General features: G+C 71.3%; 18 protein-coding genes and 1 tRNA gene. 18 read left to right on the top strand and 1 reads right to left on the bottom strand.

Annotated features, from left to right (window positions below; all coding sequences use genetic code 11):
- Nucleotides 1–39: 39 nt before the first annotated feature.
- A tRNA-Arg gene (locus FIV43_RS09460) sits at nt 40–112 on the bottom strand.
- 95 nt (nt 113–207) lie between these two features.
- Here FIV43_RS09460 and argS point away from each other — a divergent pair.
- From argS to FIV43_RS09370, 18 genes are all read left to right on the top strand, one after another.
- A complete protein-coding gene (argS, locus tag FIV43_RS09455; RefSeq protein WP_141013926.1) occupies nt 208–1,875 on the top strand; it encodes an arginine--tRNA ligase in 1,668 nt (555 codons plus the stop codon).
- A gap of 61 nt (nt 1,876–1,936) precedes the next feature.
- The gene (lysA, locus tag FIV43_RS09450) at nt 1,937–3,328 is read left to right on the top strand and encodes a diaminopimelate decarboxylase (protein WP_141013925.1); all 1,392 of its coding nucleotides are present in this window, start codon (nt 1,937–1,939) and stop codon (nt 3,326–3,328) included.
- A complete protein-coding gene (locus FIV43_RS09445) occupies nt 3,329–4,657 on the top strand; it encodes a homoserine dehydrogenase (protein WP_141013924.1) in 1,329 nt (442 codons plus the stop codon).
- On the top strand, nt 4,654–5,739 hold the full coding sequence (thrC, locus tag FIV43_RS09440) for a threonine synthase (RefSeq protein ID WP_141013923.1): 1,086 nt from the start codon (nt 4,654–4,656) through the stop codon (nt 5,737–5,739). The genes FIV43_RS09445 and thrC overlap by 4 nt, the downstream gene beginning before the upstream one ends.
- Before the next feature lie 7 nt (nt 5,740–5,746).
- Nucleotides 5,747–6,655 (top strand): homoserine kinase, encoded by a 909-nt coding sequence (gene thrB, locus FIV43_RS09435; RefSeq protein ID WP_141013922.1) that lies wholly within the window; start codon nt 5,747–5,749, stop codon nt 6,653–6,655.
- A 247-nt stretch (nt 6,656–6,902) separates the two neighbouring features.
- Nucleotides 6,903–8,888: a transcription termination factor Rho gene (rho, locus tag FIV43_RS09430; protein WP_141013921.1), complete on the top strand. Its 1,986-nt coding sequence runs from the start codon at nt 6,903–6,905 to the stop codon at nt 8,886–8,888.
- Nucleotides 8,889–9,074: 186 nt separating this feature from the next.
- Nucleotides 9,075–9,290: a 50S ribosomal protein L31 gene (gene rpmE / locus FIV43_RS09425; protein ID WP_141013920.1), complete on the top strand. Its 216-nt coding sequence runs from the start codon at nt 9,075–9,077 to the stop codon at nt 9,288–9,290.
- 84 nt (nt 9,291–9,374) lie between these two features.
- Nucleotides 9,375–10,445, top strand: coding sequence for a peptide chain release factor 1 (gene prfA / locus FIV43_RS09420; RefSeq protein WP_141013919.1), 1,071 nt, complete (start codon nt 9,375–9,377; stop codon nt 10,443–10,445).
- A gap of 5 nt (nt 10,446–10,450) precedes the next feature.
- Nucleotides 10,451–11,296, top strand: a complete 846-nt coding sequence (gene prmC / locus FIV43_RS09415; RefSeq protein WP_141013918.1) for a peptide chain release factor N(5)-glutamine methyltransferase — start codon at nt 10,451–10,453, stop codon at nt 11,294–11,296.
- A gap of 13 nt (nt 11,297–11,309) precedes the next feature.
- Nucleotides 11,310–12,104, top strand: a complete 795-nt coding sequence (locus tag FIV43_RS09410; RefSeq protein ID WP_269204076.1) for an L-threonylcarbamoyladenylate synthase — start codon at nt 11,310–11,312, stop codon at nt 12,102–12,104.
- Between the two features lie 6 nt (nt 12,105–12,110).
- Entirely contained in the window at nt 12,111–13,439 is a 1,329-nt protein-coding gene (locus FIV43_RS09405; protein ID WP_141013917.1) for a glycosyltransferase family 4 protein, read from the top strand.
- Complete coding sequence (locus tag FIV43_RS09400; RefSeq protein ID WP_141013916.1) at nt 13,436–13,879, top strand: hypothetical protein; 444 nt, start codon at nt 13,436–13,438, stop codon at nt 13,877–13,879. The genes FIV43_RS09405 and FIV43_RS09400 overlap by 4 nt, the downstream gene beginning before the upstream one ends.
- Nucleotides 13,880–14,165: 286 nt before the next feature.
- Nucleotides 14,166–14,981, top strand: coding sequence for a F0F1 ATP synthase subunit A (gene atpB, locus FIV43_RS09395; protein WP_141013915.1), 816 nt, complete (start codon nt 14,166–14,168; stop codon nt 14,979–14,981).
- Nucleotides 14,982–15,112: 131 nt separating this feature from the next.
- Nucleotides 15,113–15,322: an ATP synthase F0 subunit C gene (gene atpE / locus FIV43_RS09390; RefSeq protein WP_141013914.1), complete on the top strand. Its 210-nt coding sequence runs from the start codon at nt 15,113–15,115 to the stop codon at nt 15,320–15,322.
- Between the two features lie 27 nt (nt 15,323–15,349).
- The gene (locus tag FIV43_RS09385) at nt 15,350–15,910 is read left to right on the top strand and encodes a F0F1 ATP synthase subunit B (protein ID WP_141013913.1); all 561 of its coding nucleotides are present in this window, start codon (nt 15,350–15,352) and stop codon (nt 15,908–15,910) included.
- Entirely contained in the window at nt 15,910–16,710 is an 801-nt protein-coding gene (locus FIV43_RS09380; protein WP_141013912.1) for a F0F1 ATP synthase subunit delta, read from the top strand. Before FIV43_RS09385 ends, FIV43_RS09380 begins: the two co-directional genes overlap by 1 nt.
- Before the next feature lie 53 nt (nt 16,711–16,763).
- Complete coding sequence (atpA, locus tag FIV43_RS09375; protein WP_141013911.1) at nt 16,764–18,401, top strand: F0F1 ATP synthase subunit alpha; 1,638 nt, start codon at nt 16,764–16,766, stop codon at nt 18,399–18,401.
- Nucleotides 18,402–18,403: 2 nt separating this feature from the next.
- Nucleotides 18,404–19,318: a F0F1 ATP synthase subunit gamma gene (locus FIV43_RS09370; protein ID WP_141013910.1), complete on the top strand. Its 915-nt coding sequence runs from the start codon at nt 18,404–18,406 to the stop codon at nt 19,316–19,318.
- The last annotated feature ends 34 nt before the right edge of the window (nt 19,319–19,352 follow it).

Raw genomic sequence — 19,352 nt, 5'->3', positions numbered from 1 at the left:
GTGCTGCTGCAGTGCCGATGTCTCGCGACATCACAAGGGCGCCTCCGGCAGGATTCGAACCTGCGACACCTGGTACCGGAAACCAGTGCTCTATCCCCTGAGCTACGGAGGCATCGCGCCCGAACCGAGTAGGTTCCGGCGCGGAGCCGCACACTACCGGTCGACATCGGTGCGAGGGAAACCGGCACCCGCCGATACGCTTTCCCGGTGACGCCCGCGCAGCTCTCCAGCACCATCGTCGAGACTCTCACCGCACTCGTGGCCGAGGGGGAGCTCGCTCTGCCCGACCCGGTCCCGACCGAGGTCACCATCGAGCGTCCCCGGCAGAAGGGGCACGGCGACTACGCGACCAACGTCGCGCTCCAGCTGGCGAAGAAGGCCGGCACCAACCCCCGCGCGCTCGGCGACCTGCTCGCGACCCGACTCCGGGACCTCGACGGCATCGCCGGGGTGGAGGTCGCCGGCCCGGGCTTCCTGAACATCACCGTCGAGGCCGGTGCGCAGGGCCGGGTGGCCGCGGACATCGTCGCCGCCGGGAGCGCCTACGGGCACACCCGCACCCTGACCGGGGAGCGGGTGAACGTCGAGTTCATCTCCGCCAACCCGACCGGCCCGCTGCACCTCGGGCACACCCGGTGGGCGGTGCTCGGCGACGCGATCGGCCGGGTGCTCAGCGCCGCCGGCGCCGAGGTGACCCGCGAGTTCTACATCAACGACCGCGGCGTCCAGATGAACCACTTCGCCGACTCGATCATCGCCGCGGCGCTGGGTGAGCCTCGCCCCGAGGACGGCTACGCCGGCGCGTACGTCGACGACCTCGCTGCGGCGGTCGGCGCGGCCAGCCCCGGGATCTTCGAGCTCCCGAGCGGCGAGCGGCGCGCCGCCGTACGGGCGAAGGGCTACGAGATCCAGCTCGCCGAGCAGCAGCGGCAGCTGGACGGGTTCAACACGCACTTCGACGTGTGGTTCTCCGAGCTGTCCCTGCACGAGTCGGGGTCGGTGCCCGAGACGCTCGCCCGGCTCAAGGAGCTGGGTCACGTCTACGAGGAGGGCGGCGCGCTGTGGATGCGCACCACCGACTTCGGTGACGACAAGGACCGGGTGCTGATCAAGTCCGACGGCGAGCTGACCTACTTCGCCTCCGACACCGCCTACTACCTGAACAAGCGGGAGCGCGGCTTCGGCCGCTGCATCTACCTGCTCGGCGCCGACCACCACGGGTACGTCGGTCGGTTGCGGGCGATGGCCGCCTGCGTCGGGGACGACCCGGACCAGACGCTCGAGGTGCTGATCGGCCAGCTGGTCAAGATCATGCGCGACGGTGCCGAGCTGAAGCTCTCGAAGCGGGCCGGCACGATCGTCACGCTCAACGAGCTCGCCGAGGAGATCGGCGTGGACGCCCTGCGCTACTCGCTCGCCCGCTATCCGGCCGACTCGCCGCTGACCCTGGACGTCGCCGAGATCACCAAGGCCTCCAACGACAACCCGGTCTACTACGTCCAGTACGCCCACGCCCGCACCTGCCGGATGATGGAGAACGCCCACGACCTGGGCATGGGGACCCCGGCGGAGTTCGACCTGTCCCTGCTCGCCCACGAGCGCGACGGCGAGCTGCTCCGGGCGCTGGCGGAGTTCCCGCGGGTCGTGGCCAGCGCTGCGGAACTGCGTGAGCCGCACCGGATCGCACGCTACCTGGAGGACACCGCGTCGGTGTTCAACAAGTGGTACGACACCAAGGAGTGCCGGATGCTGCCGCAGGGTGACGACCCGGTGACCCCGACCAACGAGGCCCGTCTGCTGCTGGTCATGGCCACCCGCACCGTCTTCGCCAACGGCCTGGACCTGCTCGGCGTCTCGGCCCCCGAGCGCATGTGACCGACCGACCGACCCCACCGACTCGACCGGGCCCGGCCCGCAACGACCTGAAAGGCATCCGATGACCCACGAGGCCGGCTGGGCGCACGCGCCCGGTGCGCTGCGCGGCCCGTCCTGGCTGCGTACCCCCGGTGACGTCAACGCGCTCGTCCCGCAGCTGTGGTCGACCACGGCGCACAAGGCCGGCGGCGACCTCGTCATCGGCGGCGTGGCGCTGGCCGACCTGGTGGCCGAGCACAACACGCCCGCCTACGTCCTCGACGAGGAGGACTTCCGGTCGCGGGCACGTGCCTTCCGCGACGCCTTCGCGGGCTGGGACGTCTACTACGCGGGCAAGGCCTTCCTCTGCACGGCGGTCGCCCGCTGGATCGCCGAGGAGGGCCTCTGCCTCGACGTCTGCTCGGCCGGGGAGCTGACCGTGGCGCTGCGCGCCGGCGTCGACCCCCGTCGGATCGGCTATCACGGCAACAACAAGTCGATCTCGGAGCTGCGCCGCGCCGTCGCCGCCGGGATCGGCCGGATCATCGTCGACTCGGTCACCGAGATCGAGCGTCTCGAGATGATCACCGCCGACACCGGTCTGACCGCCCGCGTGATGCTGCGGGTCACCGCCGGCGTCGAGGCGCACACGCACGAGTACATCGCCACCGCGCACGAGGACCAGAAGTTCGGCCTCTCGATCACCTCCGGCGACGCCTTCGACGCGGTACGCCGCCTGCAGGCCGCCGAGGGCATCGAGATGCTCGGCCTGCACTCGCACATCGGCAGCCAGATCTTCGACGCCTCGGGCTTCGAGGTGGCCGCGCGCCGGGTGCTCGCACTGCACGCCCGGGTCGCCGACGAGCTCGGCGTGGCGATGCCGGAGATGGACCTCGGTGGCGGGTTCGGCATCGCGTACACCACGCAGGACGACCCCAGCGAGCCCGGCCAACTGGCCGCCGAGATGGCCCGGATCGTCGACCACGAGTGCCGGGCGCTGGGGGTCGACCGGCCACGCCTGTCCATCGAGCCCGGACGGGCGATCGTGGGGCCGTCGGTGTGCACCGTCTACACGGTCGGCACCGTGAAGCCGGTCACCCTGGACGCCGGCGCGGTCCGCACCTACGTCAGCGTCGACGGCGGGATGAGCGACAACGTGCGCACCGCGCTCTACGACGCCGACTACTCCTGCACCCTGGCGAACCGGGAGTCGGCGGCCCCGGCCACGCTGGCCCGGGTGGTCGGCAAGCACTGCGAGGCCGGCGACATCGTGGTGCGCGACGAGTTCCTGCCCGCCGACGTCGCGCCCGGCGACCTGGTCGCGGTGCCCGGCACCGGCGCCTACTGCCGCTCGATGGCCTCGAACTACAACCACGCGCTCCGCCCGCCGGTGATCGCGGTTCGGGACGGCGTCGCGCGCGTCGTGGTGAGGCGGGAGACTGAGGACGACCTGTTGGCGACGGATGTGGGCTGAATGAGTGAGGGTGACAAGCGGTCGTCTGTGCGACCGCTGAAGGTGGCGGTGCTCGGCTGCGGATCGGTCGGCTCCCAGGTGGTGCGACTGCTCCGGGAGCAGGCCGGTGACCTGGCGGCACGGGTCGGTGCGCCGGTCGAGCTGGCCGGGGTCGCCGTACGGCGTCTGGACGCCGAGCGCGAGGTGGAGGTCCCCGAGGGCCTGCTGACCACCGACGCTCGGGGCTTGGTGAGCCGCGCGGACATCGACCTGGTGGTCGAGGTGATCGGTGGGATCGAGCCGGCACGAGGGCTGATCCTGGCGGCGCTGGAGAACGGCGCGTCCGTGGTCACCGCCAACAAGGCACTGCTCGCGGAGGACGGCCCGACCCTCTTCGCGGCTGCCGAGAAGGCCGGACGCGACCTCTACTACGAGGCCGCCGTGGCCGGGGCGATCCCGATCCTGCGCCCGCTGCGGGAGTCGCTGGCCGGTGACCGGGTGACCCGGGTCCTCGGCATCGTGAACGGCACCACCAACTTCATCCTGGACAAGATGGACACCGCCGGCAGCGGCTTCGAGGAGTCGTTGGAGGAGGCCCAGGCACTCGGTTACGCCGAGGCGGACCCCACCGCGGACGTGGAGGGCTTCGACGCCGCGGCGAAGGCCGCCATCCTGGCCAGCCTCGCCTTCCACTCGCGGGTCACCGCGGCCGACGTGCACCGGGAGGGGATCACCGAGGTGACCGCCGCCGACGTGCGCTCCGCCCGCGACATGGGTTGCGTGGTGAAGCTGCTGGCCATCGCCGAGCTGAGCAGTGACGAGAACGGCGAGGAGGCCGTCAGCGTCCGGGTGCACCCGGCGATGATCCCGCGATCGCACCCGCTGGCCAGCGTCCGCGAGGCCTACAACGCGGTCTTCGTGGAGTCCGACGCGGCCGGCCAGCTGATGTTCTACGGCCCCGGCGCGGGCGGCTCGCCCACCGCCAGCGCGGTGCTCGGCGACCTGGTCACGGTCGCCCGCAACCTGCGCGAGGGCACCCGGGGGATGGGGGAGTCGGCGTACGCCGACCGCGCCGTGCTGCCGATGGGGATGACCCGGACCCGCTACCACGTGGCGATCGACGTGGACGACCGTGCCGGCGTGCTGGCGGCGGTCGCGAACGCGTTCGCGGCGCACGACGTCTCGATCCAGACCGTGCGCCAGGAGGGCCGCGGCGACGACGCCCAGCTGGTCGTGGTCTCCCACGGGGCGAGCGACGCCCAGCTGTCGGGGACCGTGACCGAGCTGCAGAAGATGGACATCGTCCGCGAGGTCACCTCGGTGATGCGGGTGGAAGGGACCGAGGAATGAGGCCGACCCCGGCGTCCGAGCCGACCACGCACCAGTGGCGCGGCGTGATCGAGGAGTATCGGGCGCTGCTCGACATCCCGGCGGACACGCCGGCGGTGACCCTGCGTGAGGGCGGCACCCCGCTGGTCCACTCCGGGTGGCTCTCCGGACTCACCGGCGCCGAGGTCTGGATCAAGGTCGAGGGGAGCAACCCGACCGGCTCGTTCAAGGACCGGGGCATGACCACCGCGCTCTCCGTGGCCGTGCACGAGGGGGCCAAGGCCGTGGTCTGTGCGTCCACCGGCAACACCTCGGCCTCGATGGCCGCCTACGCCGCGAAGGCCGGGGTGACCCCCATCGTGCTGGTCCCCGAGGGCAAGATCTCGGCGGGGAAGATGGCGCAGGCGGTGCTGCACGGATCGCAGGTGATCCAGGTGCGCGGCAACTTCGACGACTGCCTCCGGATGGCCCGTGAGATGGCCTGGCACTACCCGGTGGCCCTGGTGAACTCGGTCAATCCCGCCCGGTTGGAGGGCCAGAAGACCGCGGCCTTCGAGATCGTGGACTTCCTCGGCGACGCTCCGGACTACCACCTGCTCCCGGTCGGGAACGCCGGCAACATCTCCGCCTACTGGCTCGGCTACACCCAGTACGCCGCCCTCGGCCGCGCCAGCAAGCGGCCGGTGATGCGCGGCTTCCAGGCCGAGGGGGCCGCGCCGCTGGTGACCGGGGAGCCGTTCCCGGACCCGGAGACCAAGGCGACCGCGATCCGGATCGGGAACCCCGCCTCGTGGAAGCTCGCCGAGGCGGCTCGCGACGAGTCCGGCGGTCGGTTCGCCGCCCTCTCCGACGCCCAGATCCTGGCGGCCCAGAAGGAGCTCGCCCGCCACGACGGCATCTTCGTCGAGCCGGCGTCGGCGGCCGGCGTCGCCGGTCTGCTGGCCGAGCTGGCTGCGGGGGAGTCCTACCGGGGAGCGACCGTCGCGATCACGGTGACCGGCCACGGCCTGAAGGACATCAGCACGCCGCTGGAGGATCTGACGCTGCCGGACACGGTGGTGGACGCCGACGTCGACGCGGCCGCCGCCGCAGCCGGGCTCTGAGCGCTCGATGACCTTCGTGCAGGGCCCCGTCGGGGTCTCCGTGCCGGCCACCTCCGCGAACCTCGGTCCGGGCTTCGACACCTTGGGCCTGGCCCTCGACCTGCGCGACCGGCTCGAGGCCGAGGTGGTCGGCGAGGGCCTCGAGGTCCGGGTCGACGGGGTCGGGGCCGGTCAGGTCCCGACCGACGAGCGCCATCTGGTGGTCCGCTCCATGCGCGCCACGTTCGAGCGGATGGGGCTCGAGCCCCCGGGCCTGCGGCTCGCCTGCCACAACGTGATCCCGCACGCCCGCGGCCTGGGCTCCTCCTCCGCCGCGATCGTGGCCGGTGTGTGGCTGGCCCGCGATCTCGTCGCCGGGGGACGCCTGCTGCTCGACGACGCCGCGCTGCTCGATCTCGCGGCGACCATCGAGGGGCATCCGGACAACGTCGCGCCGGCGCTGCTCGGCGGTTTCGTGATCTCCGGTCAGGACGCCGGCGGCGGCTTCTACGCCGTACCAGGATCGGTGGACCCCCGGATCGGCGCGGTGGTCTTCATCCCCGCCGACCCGGTCTCCACCGAAGCCGCGCGGGGCCTGCTGCCGGCCCAGGTGCCGCACGCCGACGCGGCCCGCAACGCTGGCCGGGCCGCCCTCCTGGTCGCCGCGCTGGCGAGCAGCCCGGAGCAGCTGCTGCGAGCCACCGAGGACCGGCTCCACCAGGACTACCGGCGGCCCGCGATGCCGGCCAGCCTGGACCTGGTCGCCGCGCTGCGCGCCGACGGCGTGCCGGCGGTCGTCTCCGGTGCCGGCCCGACGGTCCTCGCCTTCGTCGAGGCGGGGCGGACCGCGCAGACCGAGCGCCTGCGCGCCCGTTGCCCGCAGGGCTGGCAGGCGTTGGTGCTGGCGGTGGACCCGCGCGGGGCGATCGGTCGCTGAGCCGCCGCTCGGGCGACGGACGGCACGCCCGGGAACGGCCACCGCCGCGGGCGGTCGGCCCTGGTGTAGATTGGCGGCGCGCCGTCCGGGTTCTCCGGTCCGGTGCGTGCCCGTGGCCGCCGGCCCGGCCGCCCCAGCTCCTCGCGATGCTGACGCCGACGCCGTGCTCCGGGAGTTCTGTCCAAGTTACCGCCGCACCGTGGCCCGTGGCCGCCAGCGGCTCCCGATCCGTGGGAAAGGGCCTCACGTGACCGACACCCCTCCAGCGACCGACGCCACTGCGCCGGCCGCCCAGGCAGCTCCCGCCAAGAAGCGCGGCGGCCTGAACTCCATGCTGATCGCCGACCTCAAGGCGATGGCCGGTGCGATGGGCATCGCCGGCACCGGCAGCATGAAGAAGGCGCAGCTGGTCGAGGCGATCAAGGACCACCAGGCGCAGCACGCCGCGAGCAAGGCGCGCGCTGAGCAGGCCCCGGATCCCTCGACCACCCAGAAGCCGACGGTCCGGCAACGCGAGAGGTCGGCAGGCTCGGGACGCAACGCCGCTGCGGCGCAGGGCCCGGCCGGCGACACCGCGGGAAAGCAGCCCGCGGGCAGGAGCGAGGGCGGGCCGACCGGCCGCGACCAGCAGACCGACCAGCAGGAAGACAAGCAGGCCGACAAGTCCGCTGAGAAGCCCGCCGACCAGCAGAGTGACGGCAAGCAGCCCCAGGGCAAGCAGCCGCAGGCCAAGCAGCGCGATCGTTCCGGACGCCAGGACGGCAGCCAGGAGCGCACCTCCGACAAGTCCGCCCGGTCTGACCGGCCCGACAAGTCGGACAAGTCGGACAAGTCGGACAACGGTCAGGACCGGGGCAGGGAGAAGCCCCAGAGCAAGGCCCAGGACAAGCCCCAGGACAAGCCCCAGGAAAAGCCCCAGGACAAGCCCCAGGACAAGGCCCAGGACAAGCCCCAGGAGAAGAGCCGCCAGGACGGCGGGAGCCAGGACGGGGCCGGTCAGGACGACGCCGGCGACGACGACGGCAGCAGCCGGCGCAACCGGCGCCGACGTGGCCGGGACCGGAGCACCCGTGGGCGCAACGAGCCGGACACCGAGGTGCGCGAGGACGACGTACTGGTCCCGGCCGCCGGCATCCTGGACGTGCTGGACAACTACGCCTTCGTCCGCACCAGCGGCTACCTGGCCGGCGCCGACGACGTCTACCTCTCGCTGGCCCTGGTCCGCAAGTACGGCCTGCGCCGCGGCGACGCGGTCGCCGGACAGGTCCGTCAGCCCCGCGACGGTGAGCGCCGGGAGAAGTTCAACCCGATGGTGCGGGTGGACACGGTCAACGGGGTCGACCCGGAGCAGTCCAAGAGTCGGCCGGACTTCGACGCGCTCGTCCCGGTCCACCCCGCCGACCGGCTGCGGATGGAGACGGCCGCCGAGGAGACCACCGGCCGGACCATCGACCTGGTCGCCCCGCTGGGCAAGGGCCAGCGGAGCCTGGTGATCGCCCCGGGACGTTCCGGTACGACGTCGCTGCTGCACTCGATCGCCGGTTCGATCACGGCGAACAACCCCGAGTGCCACCTGATGGTCGTCCTCGTCGACGAGCGTCCCGAGGAGGTCACCGACTTCCAGCGCTCGGTCAAGGGCGAGGTCATCTCCAGCACCTTCGACCACCCGGCTGCCGACCACACCAGCCTCGTCGAGCTGGCCGTCGAGCGCGCCAAGCGCCTGGTCGAGCTCGGTCACGACGTGGTGGTGCTGCTGGACGGCCTGACCCGTCTCGGCCGCGCCCACAACATGGCGGCCCCGGCGAACGGCCGAGCCCTGGCCGGCGGGGTCGACGCCTCGGCGCTGCACCAGCCGAAGAAGCTCTTCGGAGCCGCGCGCAACGTGGAGGACGGCGGCTCGCTGACCATCGTCGCCACCGTGCGCGTGGAGTCCGGGTCGGCCACCGACGACGCGATCTTCGAGGAGCTGCAGGGCACCGCCAACCACGAGCTCCGGCTCCGGCGGGACCTCGCCGGGCGCCGCCTCTTCCCGGCCGTCGACGTCGCGGCCTCGGGGACGCGTCACGAGGAGGACCTGGTCGGGGAGCAGGAGGCCTCGATCCTCTGGGTGCTGCGGGGGCGGTTGGACGACCTCGACGCGACCGATGCGCTCAGCGAGGTGCTCCGGCTGGTCGCCGGCTCCCAGAACAACGTCGAGCTGCTCACCCGGGTGCAGCGCAGCTCGGCGTCGTGACGATGACGACCGGTCCGGGGGCTCGCTGAGGCAGCCACCGGACCGGTCTCCGGCCGCCGGACCCCCGCTCGCTCGGCGATTGGTCCGGCCACCACCCGGTGCGTAGAATCATCTGTTGGCTCCGGTTCACGTCCCACAACCCGTGCGGGCGACCCGGAACCCTAGAACCCCCTTGTGAGGACATCCATGAAGAAGGACATCCACCCCGACTACGTGGTGACCACGGTGACCTGCACCTGCGGCGCCAACTTCACCACGCGCAGCACCGCGAACTCCGGCGCGATCCACGCCGACGTCTGCTCGCAGTGCCACCCGTTCTACACCGGCAAGCAGAAGATCCTCGACACCGGCGGTCGCGTCGCCCGCTTCGAGGCCAAGTACGGCAAGGCCGCCAAGAAGTAGCGGCCCCTCGGCGCCGGTCCTGCCCCTCGGGCGGGGCCGGCGTCTCTTTTTCCCGTCGTCCGTACCCGTCGAAGGAGCCGTCAGGTGTTCGAGGCCGTCGAAGGCATGCTCGCCGAGCACCAGGAGCTCGAAGGCCGGCTGGCGCTGCCGGAGACCCACGCGGACGCCCGTCTGGCCCGCACCCTCAACCGGCGCTACGCCGAGCTGGGCGGGATCATCGCGACCTGGCGGGAGTGGCGTCGACTCGGTGAGGACGCCGGCGCCGCCCAGGAGCTCGCCGAGGACGACCCGGCCTTCGCCGAGGAGGTCGTCGGACTCCGGGCCGACCAGGAAGCGGCCGCCGAGCGGCTGCGCCGCCTGCTCGTCCCGCGCGACGAGGCCGATGACAAGGACGCGCTCCTCGAGGTCAAGTCCGGCGAGGGCGGTGAGGAGAGCGCGCTCTTCGCCGGCGACCTGCTGCGGATGTACACCCGGTACGCCGAGCACCGCGGCTGGAAGACCGAGGTGCTGGACGCGACCGAGTCGGACCTGGGCGGCTACAAGTCGGTCACGGTCGCGGTCAAGGGCGGTGCGAGCGAGCCCGGGCAGGCGCCGTACGGCCTACTCAAGTTCGAGGGCGGCGTGCACCGCGTCCAGCGGGTCCCGGTCACCGAGTCGCAGGGGCGGGTGCACACCAGCGCGGCCGGCGTCCTGGTGATGCCGGAGGCCGAGCAGATCGACGTCGAGATCCACGACAACGACCTGCGCATCGACGTCTTCCGCAGCAGCGGACCCGGCGGCCAGAGCGTCAACACCACCGACTCCGCGGTCCGGATCACCCACCTGCCGACCGGGATCGTGGTCAGCTGCCAGAACGAGAAGTCGCAGCTGCAGAACAAGGACCAGGCGATGCGGATCCTGCGGGCCCGTCTGCTGCAGGCCGCCCAGGACGCGGCCGACGCCGAGGCCAGCGACGCCCGTCGGAGCCAGGTGCGGACGGTGGACCGGTCCGAGCGGATCCGGACCTACAACTTCCCGGAGAACCGGATCTCCGACCACCGCACCGGCTACAAGGCCTACAACCTCGACCAGGTGCTCGACGGTGAGCTCGGGCCGGTGCTCGACTCGTGCGTGGAGACCGACCTGGCCGCCCGCCTCGCCGCCCTCGAGAAGTGAACCGGATGGCCACCCGCCGGTCGTTGATCACCGAGGCCAGCGCCGCGCTCGCCGCGGCCGGGGTGCCCAGTCCCGCGTACGACGCGGAGGAGCTGCTCGCCTTCGTGATGGGGATCGGTCGCCAGGAGATCGTCCTCGTGGGCGAGGTCGCGCCCGACGTGACCGAGCGTTTCTGGGCGCTGGTGGCCCGGCGGGTGCGGCGCCAACCGCTCCAGCACCTGATCGGCACCGCCGCCTTCCGCTACGTGGAGCTGGCGGTCGGCCCCGGTGCCTTCGTCCCGCGACCGGAGACCGAGCTGCTCGCCGGGTGGGCGGTCGATCGGGCCCGCGAGCTCGAGTCGCCCGTCGTGGTCGACCTGTGCACCGGGTCCGGTGCGATCGCCCGGTCGCTGGCCGACGAGGTGCCGCAGGCCCGGGTCCACGCCGTCGAGCTGAGCGAGGAGGCGTTCGGGTGGGCGGCGCGCAACCTCGCCGACACCGGGGTCGACCTGCGTCTGGGAGACTTCGCGACCGCGTTCGACGACCTGCTCGGCGCTGTGGACGTCGTCGTCTGCAACCCGCCCTACGTCCCGCTGGAGGCCTGGGAGTCCGTGGCGCCGGAGGCGCGCGACCACGACCCGCACCTGGCGCTCTTCTCCGGCGACGACGGCCTCGACGCCATCCGGGTGCTGGCCGACCGGGGCGCGCGGCTGCTGCGACCCGGCGGAGTGATCGGCGTGGAGCACGCCGACGTCCAGGGCACTGCGGCTCCCGACGTGTTCGCCCGTGCCGGGCACTGGCACGAGATCCGTGACCACCGAGACCTCGCCGACCGGCCGCGGTACCTCACCGCGCGTCGTGTGGCGCGGTGAGAGGATGAGCGACGTGACCGCCGAACGCATGCCCACCGGCACCGCCGAGGAGCGCGACGCCGCCGTCGAGGCGGCCAGTCTCGCGCTGCAGCGCGGTCGTCTGGTGGTGCTCCCCACCGACACCGTCTACGGCATCGCCGCGGACGCGTTCGATCCCGATGCCGTGGCGCGCCTGCTCGCCGCCAAGGGTCGCGGGCGGGAGATGCCGCCGCCGGTGCTGGTCGGCTCCGCGACCACCCTCGACGCGCTCGCCACCCGGGTGCCCGACTACGTGCGGGGCCTGGTCGAGAAGTTCTGGCCCGGTCCGCTGACCGTGGTCTGCCACCAGCAGCCGTCCCTGCAGTGGGACCTCGGGGAGACCCGGGGGACCGTGGGCGTGCGGATGCCGGACCACGCCCTGGCCCGCGAGCTCCTGGACCGCACCGGTCCGCTCGCGGTCAGCTCGGCCAACCTGACCGGTCGGGACGCGGCCACCGACGCCGATGCGGCGATGGAGATGCTCGGTGAGTCGGTCGTGGTCGTCCTCGACGAGGGACCGACCCCGGGACCGACGCCGTCGACCATCGTCGACGCGACCGGCGAGCGACCCCGCCTGCTCCGGCTGGGCGCGATCGCGGTCGCCGAGCTGGACGCCGTGCTCGCCGACTACGAGGTGAGCATCGAGACGGACTCGGGCGCGGACACGGACTCGGGCGCTGGCGCGGGCTCGGACCAGGCCGCGGGCCGGGACGCGGACTCCGGCGACCGGCCGGGGGAGACCGCAGCCGAGAGCGCCGACGGTCGAGCCGCACCGCCGGAAGGGGCGTGAGGCCCGGTGCGGGAGTACCTCCTCGTCTTCCTGGTCGCGGCGGCGGTGACGTACCTGCTCACCGTGGTCGCCCGGGAGGTCGCACTGCGCACCCGCGCGGTGGCGAGGGTGCGCGATCGCGACGTCCACGCTGAGCCGATCCCGTACCTGGGCGGCCTGGCCATGATGGGCGGGCTCGCGGCCGCCTACCTGGTCGCCCGTGAGCTCCCGTTCCTCTCCCGCAGCAACCCGTTCGTCTTCGAGGACGCCGGCTCGGTGCTGATCGCCGGGGCCATGGTGTGTGCGGTCGGGGTGATCGACGACATCTTCGACCTGGACGCGCTCACCAAGTTCGGCGGTCAGGTGCTGGCGGTGGGCTACCTGGTCTACTCCGGCATCCAGTTCAGCTGGTTCTTCCAGTCCGACGGGTCCCAGTTCTCCCTGGACTCGGCGCAGGGCGCGCTGCTCACCGCGCTGATCGTGCTGACCACCGTCAACGCCGTGAACTTCATCGACGGTCTGGACGGCCTGGCCGCCGGCGTGATCGGGATCAGCGCGATGGCGTTCTTCGTGTTCAGCTACTCGCTGCTGGTGCTGAACGACGTGAGCCTGGCAGCCACCGGGGCGGTGCTCTCCGCGGCGTTGGCCGGCGCCTGCATCGGATTCCTCGGCCACAACTTCCACCCGGCGCGCCTCTTCATGGGGGACAGCGGTTCGATGCTGATCGGGCTGGTGCTCTCCTCGACCGCGATCACGGTGACCACCCAGTTCGGGCCCGGCGTGCTGACCAGCGGCGCCGACGGGGTGCGCGCCAGCCTCCTGCCGATGCTGCTCCCGGTGGCCCTGCCGATCCTGATCCTGATCGTGCCGCTGGTGGACCTGGTCCTCGCGGTGGTCCGCCGCACCCGCGCCGGACGCTCGCCGTTCGCACCGGACAAGCAGCACCTGCACCACCGGCTGCTCGAGATCGGGCACTCCCACCGGCGGGCGGTGGTGATCATGTGGCTGTGGGCCGGGCTGATCGCCTTCGGGACCGTGCTGGCCAGCCTGTTCGCCGGACCGGGGCTGTGGGTCGGGCTCGCGGTCGCCACCGCGGTGACCGTCGCGCTCACCTTCCTGCTGCCCGCCGTGCACCCGACCCTGGAGGAGCAGTCGGAGGAGCAGTCGGGGGAGCAGTCGCCGAGCGCTGCTCCTGCCGGTCCGGGCAGCACCGCGGAGGAGGGGGAGCGGGTCGCGATGTCCCTGCCGGCCCACCTCGACGTCGCCCCGATGAGGCTCTCCGGAGCCGCTAGTGATAACTTTCACGAACGCCCGAAAGGGTTGATCGAGACCCCGAAAGAACGGCCGCCGACATGACGACCGAGACCCGCCGAGGCACCACCGGCACCGCCGGGCTGGTGTACGGGGCCGCCGCGGGCGGCTGTGCGGGTCTCGTGCTGGCGCTGTGCGGTCTGGTCCTCGGAGGTTCGGCGGCCGCCGTCGGTGCCCTCGTGGGCGCGGCCCTGGTGGTCGGGATCCTGGCGTTCGGCGCCTTCTCGGTGAACATGATCGCGGGCGTGATGCCGGCGATGTCGTTCGTCGTAGCGCTGATCACCTATGCCGCCCAGTCGGCGACCGGCCTGGTGGTCCTGGTGGCGCTGCACCGCAGCGGTCTCCTCGACGACGGCACGCTGTCGCGGGGGTGGCTCGCAGCGGCCGTCGTGGCCTCGGCGCTGGCCTGGTCCGCAGGGCAGATCGTGGCGCTCAAGCGGGTCCGGATGCCGATCTACACCTTGCCCGGGGCGGGTGCGCGATGACGTCGTACGCCTGCTATCGTCCGGTTCGCGATGGCTCAGCCGAACCACCCGTCGAGCGAACCGGAGGATTCCCCGCGCGGGGACCCCTGGCACGCCTTCGGCTACCTCACCTCCGGGGTGCTCTTCTACGGGGGATCGGCTGGGTCCTCGACGTATGGCTGGGCACCCCTTACCTGGTCGTCGTCGGCATCCTGATCGGTGCGGGCCTGGGGATCTACATGACATTCGCTCGGTTCGGTGGCCTCACCGCGGGCACGACAGATGAGCAGCTAAGGCAGGAGAAAGAGTGAGCCTCACCGCTTCGATCACGGCAACGGCCGTGACCGCCGCCGACGACTCGGGCTTTCACGCCCCGGGGCCGGGCAGCTTCGAGCTGCCCCCCGTCTTCGAGGTAGCAGGGTTCGGCGTCACCAAGCCCATGCTGCTGCTGGTGCTCTCGGCAGTGATCGTGGTCTGGTTCGGGATCGCCACCTCGCGCAACGCGAGCATGGTGCCGGGCCGGCTGCAGTACGTCGGGGAGTCGGCGTACGGATTCATCCGCAACACCATCGGCCGCGACAACATCGGTAGCGAGCACTTCCTCAAGTACGTGCCCTACCTGTTCACGCTGTTCACCTTCATCCTGGTGAACAACTACTTCGGGCTGATCCCGTTCGTGCAGTACCCGACGATGTCGCGTATCGGCTTCGTGGCACCGCTCGCGGTGATCTCCTGGCTGGTCTTCATCGGCAGCGGCATCTGGAAGCACGGCGCGCTGGGCTACCTCAAGCACGCGACCATGCCGTCGGGGATCAAGGGTCCGATCCTGATCGTGCTGATCCCGCTGGAGTTCTTCTCCAACATCCTGGTCCGGCCGTTCACTCTCTCCCTGCGACTGTTCGGCAACATGTTCGCGGGCCACCTCCTGCTCATCCTGTTCGCCACCGGCGGCGCCGCGCTCATCGTCAGCGGCAACGTCTTCTACGGCGGCGTCGGGGTGCTGGCCTACGTGATGGGCATCGGCGTCAGCTTCCTGGAGCTGCTGGTGATGTTCCTGCAGGCCTACGTGTTCACGCTGCTCTCGGCGATGTACATCGGAGAGGCGCTCGCGGACGAGCACTGAGCAGGACCCGGGTCCGCCCGGACCGGTGCCCGCCCGGCGAGTACCACACAGACCACAACACCAATAGGCACAACAAGAGTTTCGCCAACACGCGGCGCCGGAGGACGGCGCCGCCGACGAAAGGAAAAGCCGTGGAAGGCTCCGCAAACTTGATCGGCCTCGGCCTCGCTGCGATCGGACCGGGTGTCGGTATCGGTCTGATCTTCGCCGCGTTCATCAGCGGTGTGGCCCGCCAGCCGGAGGCCCAGAGCCGCCTGCAGTCGATCGCCATCCTGGGATTCGTTCTCGCCGAGGCGCTCTACATCATCACCTTGGCGCTGGCGTTCGTCCTGCCACTCTGACCTGACGTCCCCTGAGGGAGTACACCCATGGACACAGCCGTAATTCTGGCGGCGGAGGAGTCTCACAACCCTCTGCTGCCCGTGCTGTCCGAGGTCATCCTCGCGCTGATCGTCTTCGCCATCATCTTCTTCGTGGTGAAGAAGTACGTGGCACCGAGCTTCGAGAAGACGTTCGCCGCACGCACCGAGGCGATCGAGGGCGGCCTCGCTGCCGCCGAGACCAAGCAGGCCGAGGCCGACGCCAAGCTGGCCGAGCTGGAGAAGCAGCTCGCCGACGCTCGTCACGAGGCCGCTCGGATCCGCGAGGAGGCGCGCGAGCAGGGCGCCGCGATCGTGTCGGAGATGCGGGAGCAGGCCCAGGCCGAGTCGACCCGCATCGTCGACGCCGGCAAGGCGCAGATCGAGGCGGAGCGGCAGCAGGCCGTCACCTCGCTCCGTGCCGAGGTCGGCAACCTCGCCACCGGTCTCGCCGGCCGCATCGTCGGCGAGTCGCTCGAGGACGACGCGCGTCAGTCGCGGGTCGTCGAGCGCTTCCTCGCCGAGCTGGAGACCGCTGAGGCCTCCGACGCGGCCGGGAAGGACGCCTGATGTCGTTCCGGGGTGCATCCGCCGACGCCGCGGCCAACCTGACCGACCAGCTCGGTCAGGTTGCCGGGGCCGACGTCGACGCGGTCGGCCGTGACCTCTACGCGCTGGCCCAGAGCCTGCGCGCCGAGGGGGCCGTTCGCCGGTTCGTCACGGACCAGTCCGCACCCCTGCCGGCACGTCAGGGCCTGGTCACCGAGGTCTTCGGACCGAAGGTGGGCCCGGAGGCGCGTGACCTGCTGGTGGCCGCCGTCGGGCACCGGTGGACCCGGACCCGGGACCTCGCCGACGCCCTGGAGCACCTCAGCGTCGTCGCGCTGGTCCGGTCGGCCGACGACGTGGACCGCTTGGTGGACGAGCTCTTCGCGGTGCGGGGCACGGTGAACAACCACCCCGACCTGCGCAACGCGCTCTCCGACCCGGCGCGCTCGGCGACCGACAAGGAGTCGCTCCTCGACGACCTGCTGGGCGGCAAGGCCCTGCCGGCGACGGTGGCGCTCACCAAGCAGGCCCTCGGTGGCAGCTACCGCACGGTGGTCGCCGCGCTCGAGGACTACGAGAAGACCGCTGCCGCCGTGCAGGGGGAGCGGGTCGCGACGGTCACCGTCGCCCGCGCGCTCTCCGAGGCCGACGAGCAGCGGCTGGGCGGTGCGCTGTCCCGCCAGTACGGCCGCCCGGTGCATCTCAATGTCGTGGTCGACCCCGCCGTGATCGGTGGACTGCGGGTCGAGATCGGCGACGACGTCATCGACGGCACCGTGCTGAGCCGCCTCGACGACGCCCGCCGCAAGATCGCGGGCTGACCCCGCACCCCCTGAGACTTCAAGACGTCAAGAACAAGAGAGAAGGCACTGAGATGACGGAACTCTCCATCCGTCCCGACGAGATTCGCGACGCGCTCGCCAAGTACGTCACGGACTACCAGCCCGCCGCAGCCTCCAAGGAGGAGGTCGGCGCCGTCGCGGCGGCCGCGGACGGCATCGCCCGCGTCAGCGGACTGCCCTCGGCGATGGCCAACGAGCTCCTGGAGTTCGAGGACGGCACGCTCGGCCTCGCGCTGAACCTCGAGGACCGTGAGATCGGTGTCGTCATCCTCGGTGACTTCGACAAGATCGAGGAGGGCCAGACGGTCCGCCGTACCGGCGAGATCCTCTCGGTCCCGGTCGGCGACGGCTACCTCGGTCGCGTGGTCGACCCGCTCGGCAAGCCGATCGACGGTCTCGGCGAGGTCGAGACCACCGGCCGTCGCGCGCTCGAGCTCCAGGCTCCGGGCGTGATGGCGCGCAAGTCGGTGCACGAGCCGCTCGCCACCGGCATCAAGGCGATCGACGCGATGACCCCGATCGGCCGCGGCCAGCGCCAGCTGATCATCGGCGACCGCGCCACCGGCAAGACCACGGTGGCCATCGACACGATCATCAACCAGAAGCAGAACTGGGAGTCGGGCGACCCGGCGAAGCAGGTCCGCTGCATCTACGTCGCCATCGGCCAGAAGGGTTCCACCATCGCCTCGGTGCGCGGTGCCCTCGAGGAGGCCGGCGCGCTGGAGTACACCACCATCGTGGCCGCTCCCGCCTCCGACAGCGCGGGCTTCAAGTACCTCGCCCCGTACACCGGCTCGGCCATCGGCCAGCAGTGGATGTACGACGGCAAGCACGTGCTGATCGTGTTCGACGACCTCACCAAGCAGGCCGAGGCCTACCGCGCGGTGTCGCTGCTGCTGCGTCGTCCGCCGGGCCGCGAGGCCTACCCGGGTGACGTCTTCTACCTGCACTCCCGGCTGCTGGAGCGCTGCGCGAAGCTCTCCGACGAGCTGGGCGCGGGCTCGATGACCGGTCTGCCGATCATCGAGACCAAGGCCAACGACGTCTCGGCGTTCATCCCGACCAATGTCATCTCGATCACCGACGGCCAGATCTTCCTGCAGTCCGACCTGTTCGCGGCGAACCAGCGTCCCGCGATCGACGTCGGTGTGTCGGTCTCCCGCGTGGGTGGTGCCGCGATGACCAAGGCGATGAAGGCCGTCACCGGCTCGCTCAAGGTCGACCTCGCGCAGTACCGCGCGATGGAGGCGTTCGCGATGTTCGCCTCCGACCTGGACGCGGCGTCGAAGCAGCAGCTGGCCCGCGGCCAGCGGCTGATGGCGCTGCTCAAGCAGCCGGCGTACTCGCCGTACCCGCTGGAGGAGATGACCGTCTCGCTCTGGCTCGGCACCAGCGGTCGCCTCGACGCGGTTCCGACCGGCGACGTGCTGCGGTTCGAGGGCGAGTTCCTCGACTACCTGCGACGCTCGCACGACGGCCTGCTCGCCGCGATCCGCGAGACCCAGAAGTTCGAGGACGAGGACGGCCTCGCGGCCGCCTACGACTCGTTCCTCGACCAGTTCGAGACCTCCGAGGGCGGCTCGATCAAGGTCGGCCACGAGGCCGAGGCCGAGGCGCTGGGTGATGACGAGCTCGAGCAGGAGCAGATCGTCAAGCAGAAGCGGGGCTGACGATGGCCGTATCGCTGCGTGAGTACCGCGCGCGGATCAAGTCGACGGAGTCGATGAAGAAGATCACGCGCGCCATGGAGCTCATCGCTGCGTCCCGGATCATCAAGGCGCAGCAGCGGGCATCGGCGGCAGCGCCGTACGCCCGAGAGCTCACCCGTGCGGTGTCGGCGGTGGCGACGTTCTCGAACGTCGACCACCCGCTGACCCGGGAGGAGGAGAACCCGAAGCGTGCCGCGGTGCTGATCATCACCAGCGACCGTGGCCTGGCGGGTGCCTACTCCTCCAGCGTGATCAAGGAGGCCGAGCGGCTCAGCGAGCGCCTGCGCGACGAGGGCAAGGAGATCGACTACTTCCTCGCCGGTCGCAAGGCCGAGGCGTACTTCCGGTTCCGTTCGCGGGACTTCGTCACCTCCTGGACCGGCTTCTCCGACCAGCCGACCTACGACAAGGCGGCGGAGATCGGCCAGGCGCTGATCGATGCGTTCCTCAAGGAGCAGGGTGAGGAGGGCGACGTCGACGAGGTCCACGTCGTCTACACCCGGTTCCGCTCGATGCTCACCCAGGAGCCGACCGCGGTGCGGCTGCTGCCGCTCGAGGTCGTCGAGGGCGAGGAGACCCCGGACGAGGGTGAGCTCCTGCCGCTGTACGAGTTCGAGCCCTCCGCGGAGCAGGTGCTGGACGGTCTGCTCCCGCAGTACGTCCAGAGCCGGATCTTCTACTGCCTGCTGCAGGCGGCCGCCTCCGAGCTGGCCGCCCGCCAGAAGGCGATGAAGTCCGCGACGGACAACGCCGAGGAGCTCATCAAGAAGTTCACCCGGATCGCCAACCAGGCTCGCCAGGCTGGCATCACCCAGGAGATCAGCGAGATCGTCGGCGGCGTGAACGCGCTCGCCGATGCCCAGGCCGCGGCCGACTGACGACCACCAACATTTTCCAGCTCAACGGAGTAAG

The organism is Nocardioides sambongensis (assembly GCF_006494815.1).
Lineage (GTDB): Bacteria > Actinomycetota > Actinomycetes > Propionibacteriales > Nocardioidaceae > Nocardioides > Nocardioides sambongensis.
This window is presented reverse-complemented; position numbering and strand designations above follow the sequence as displayed.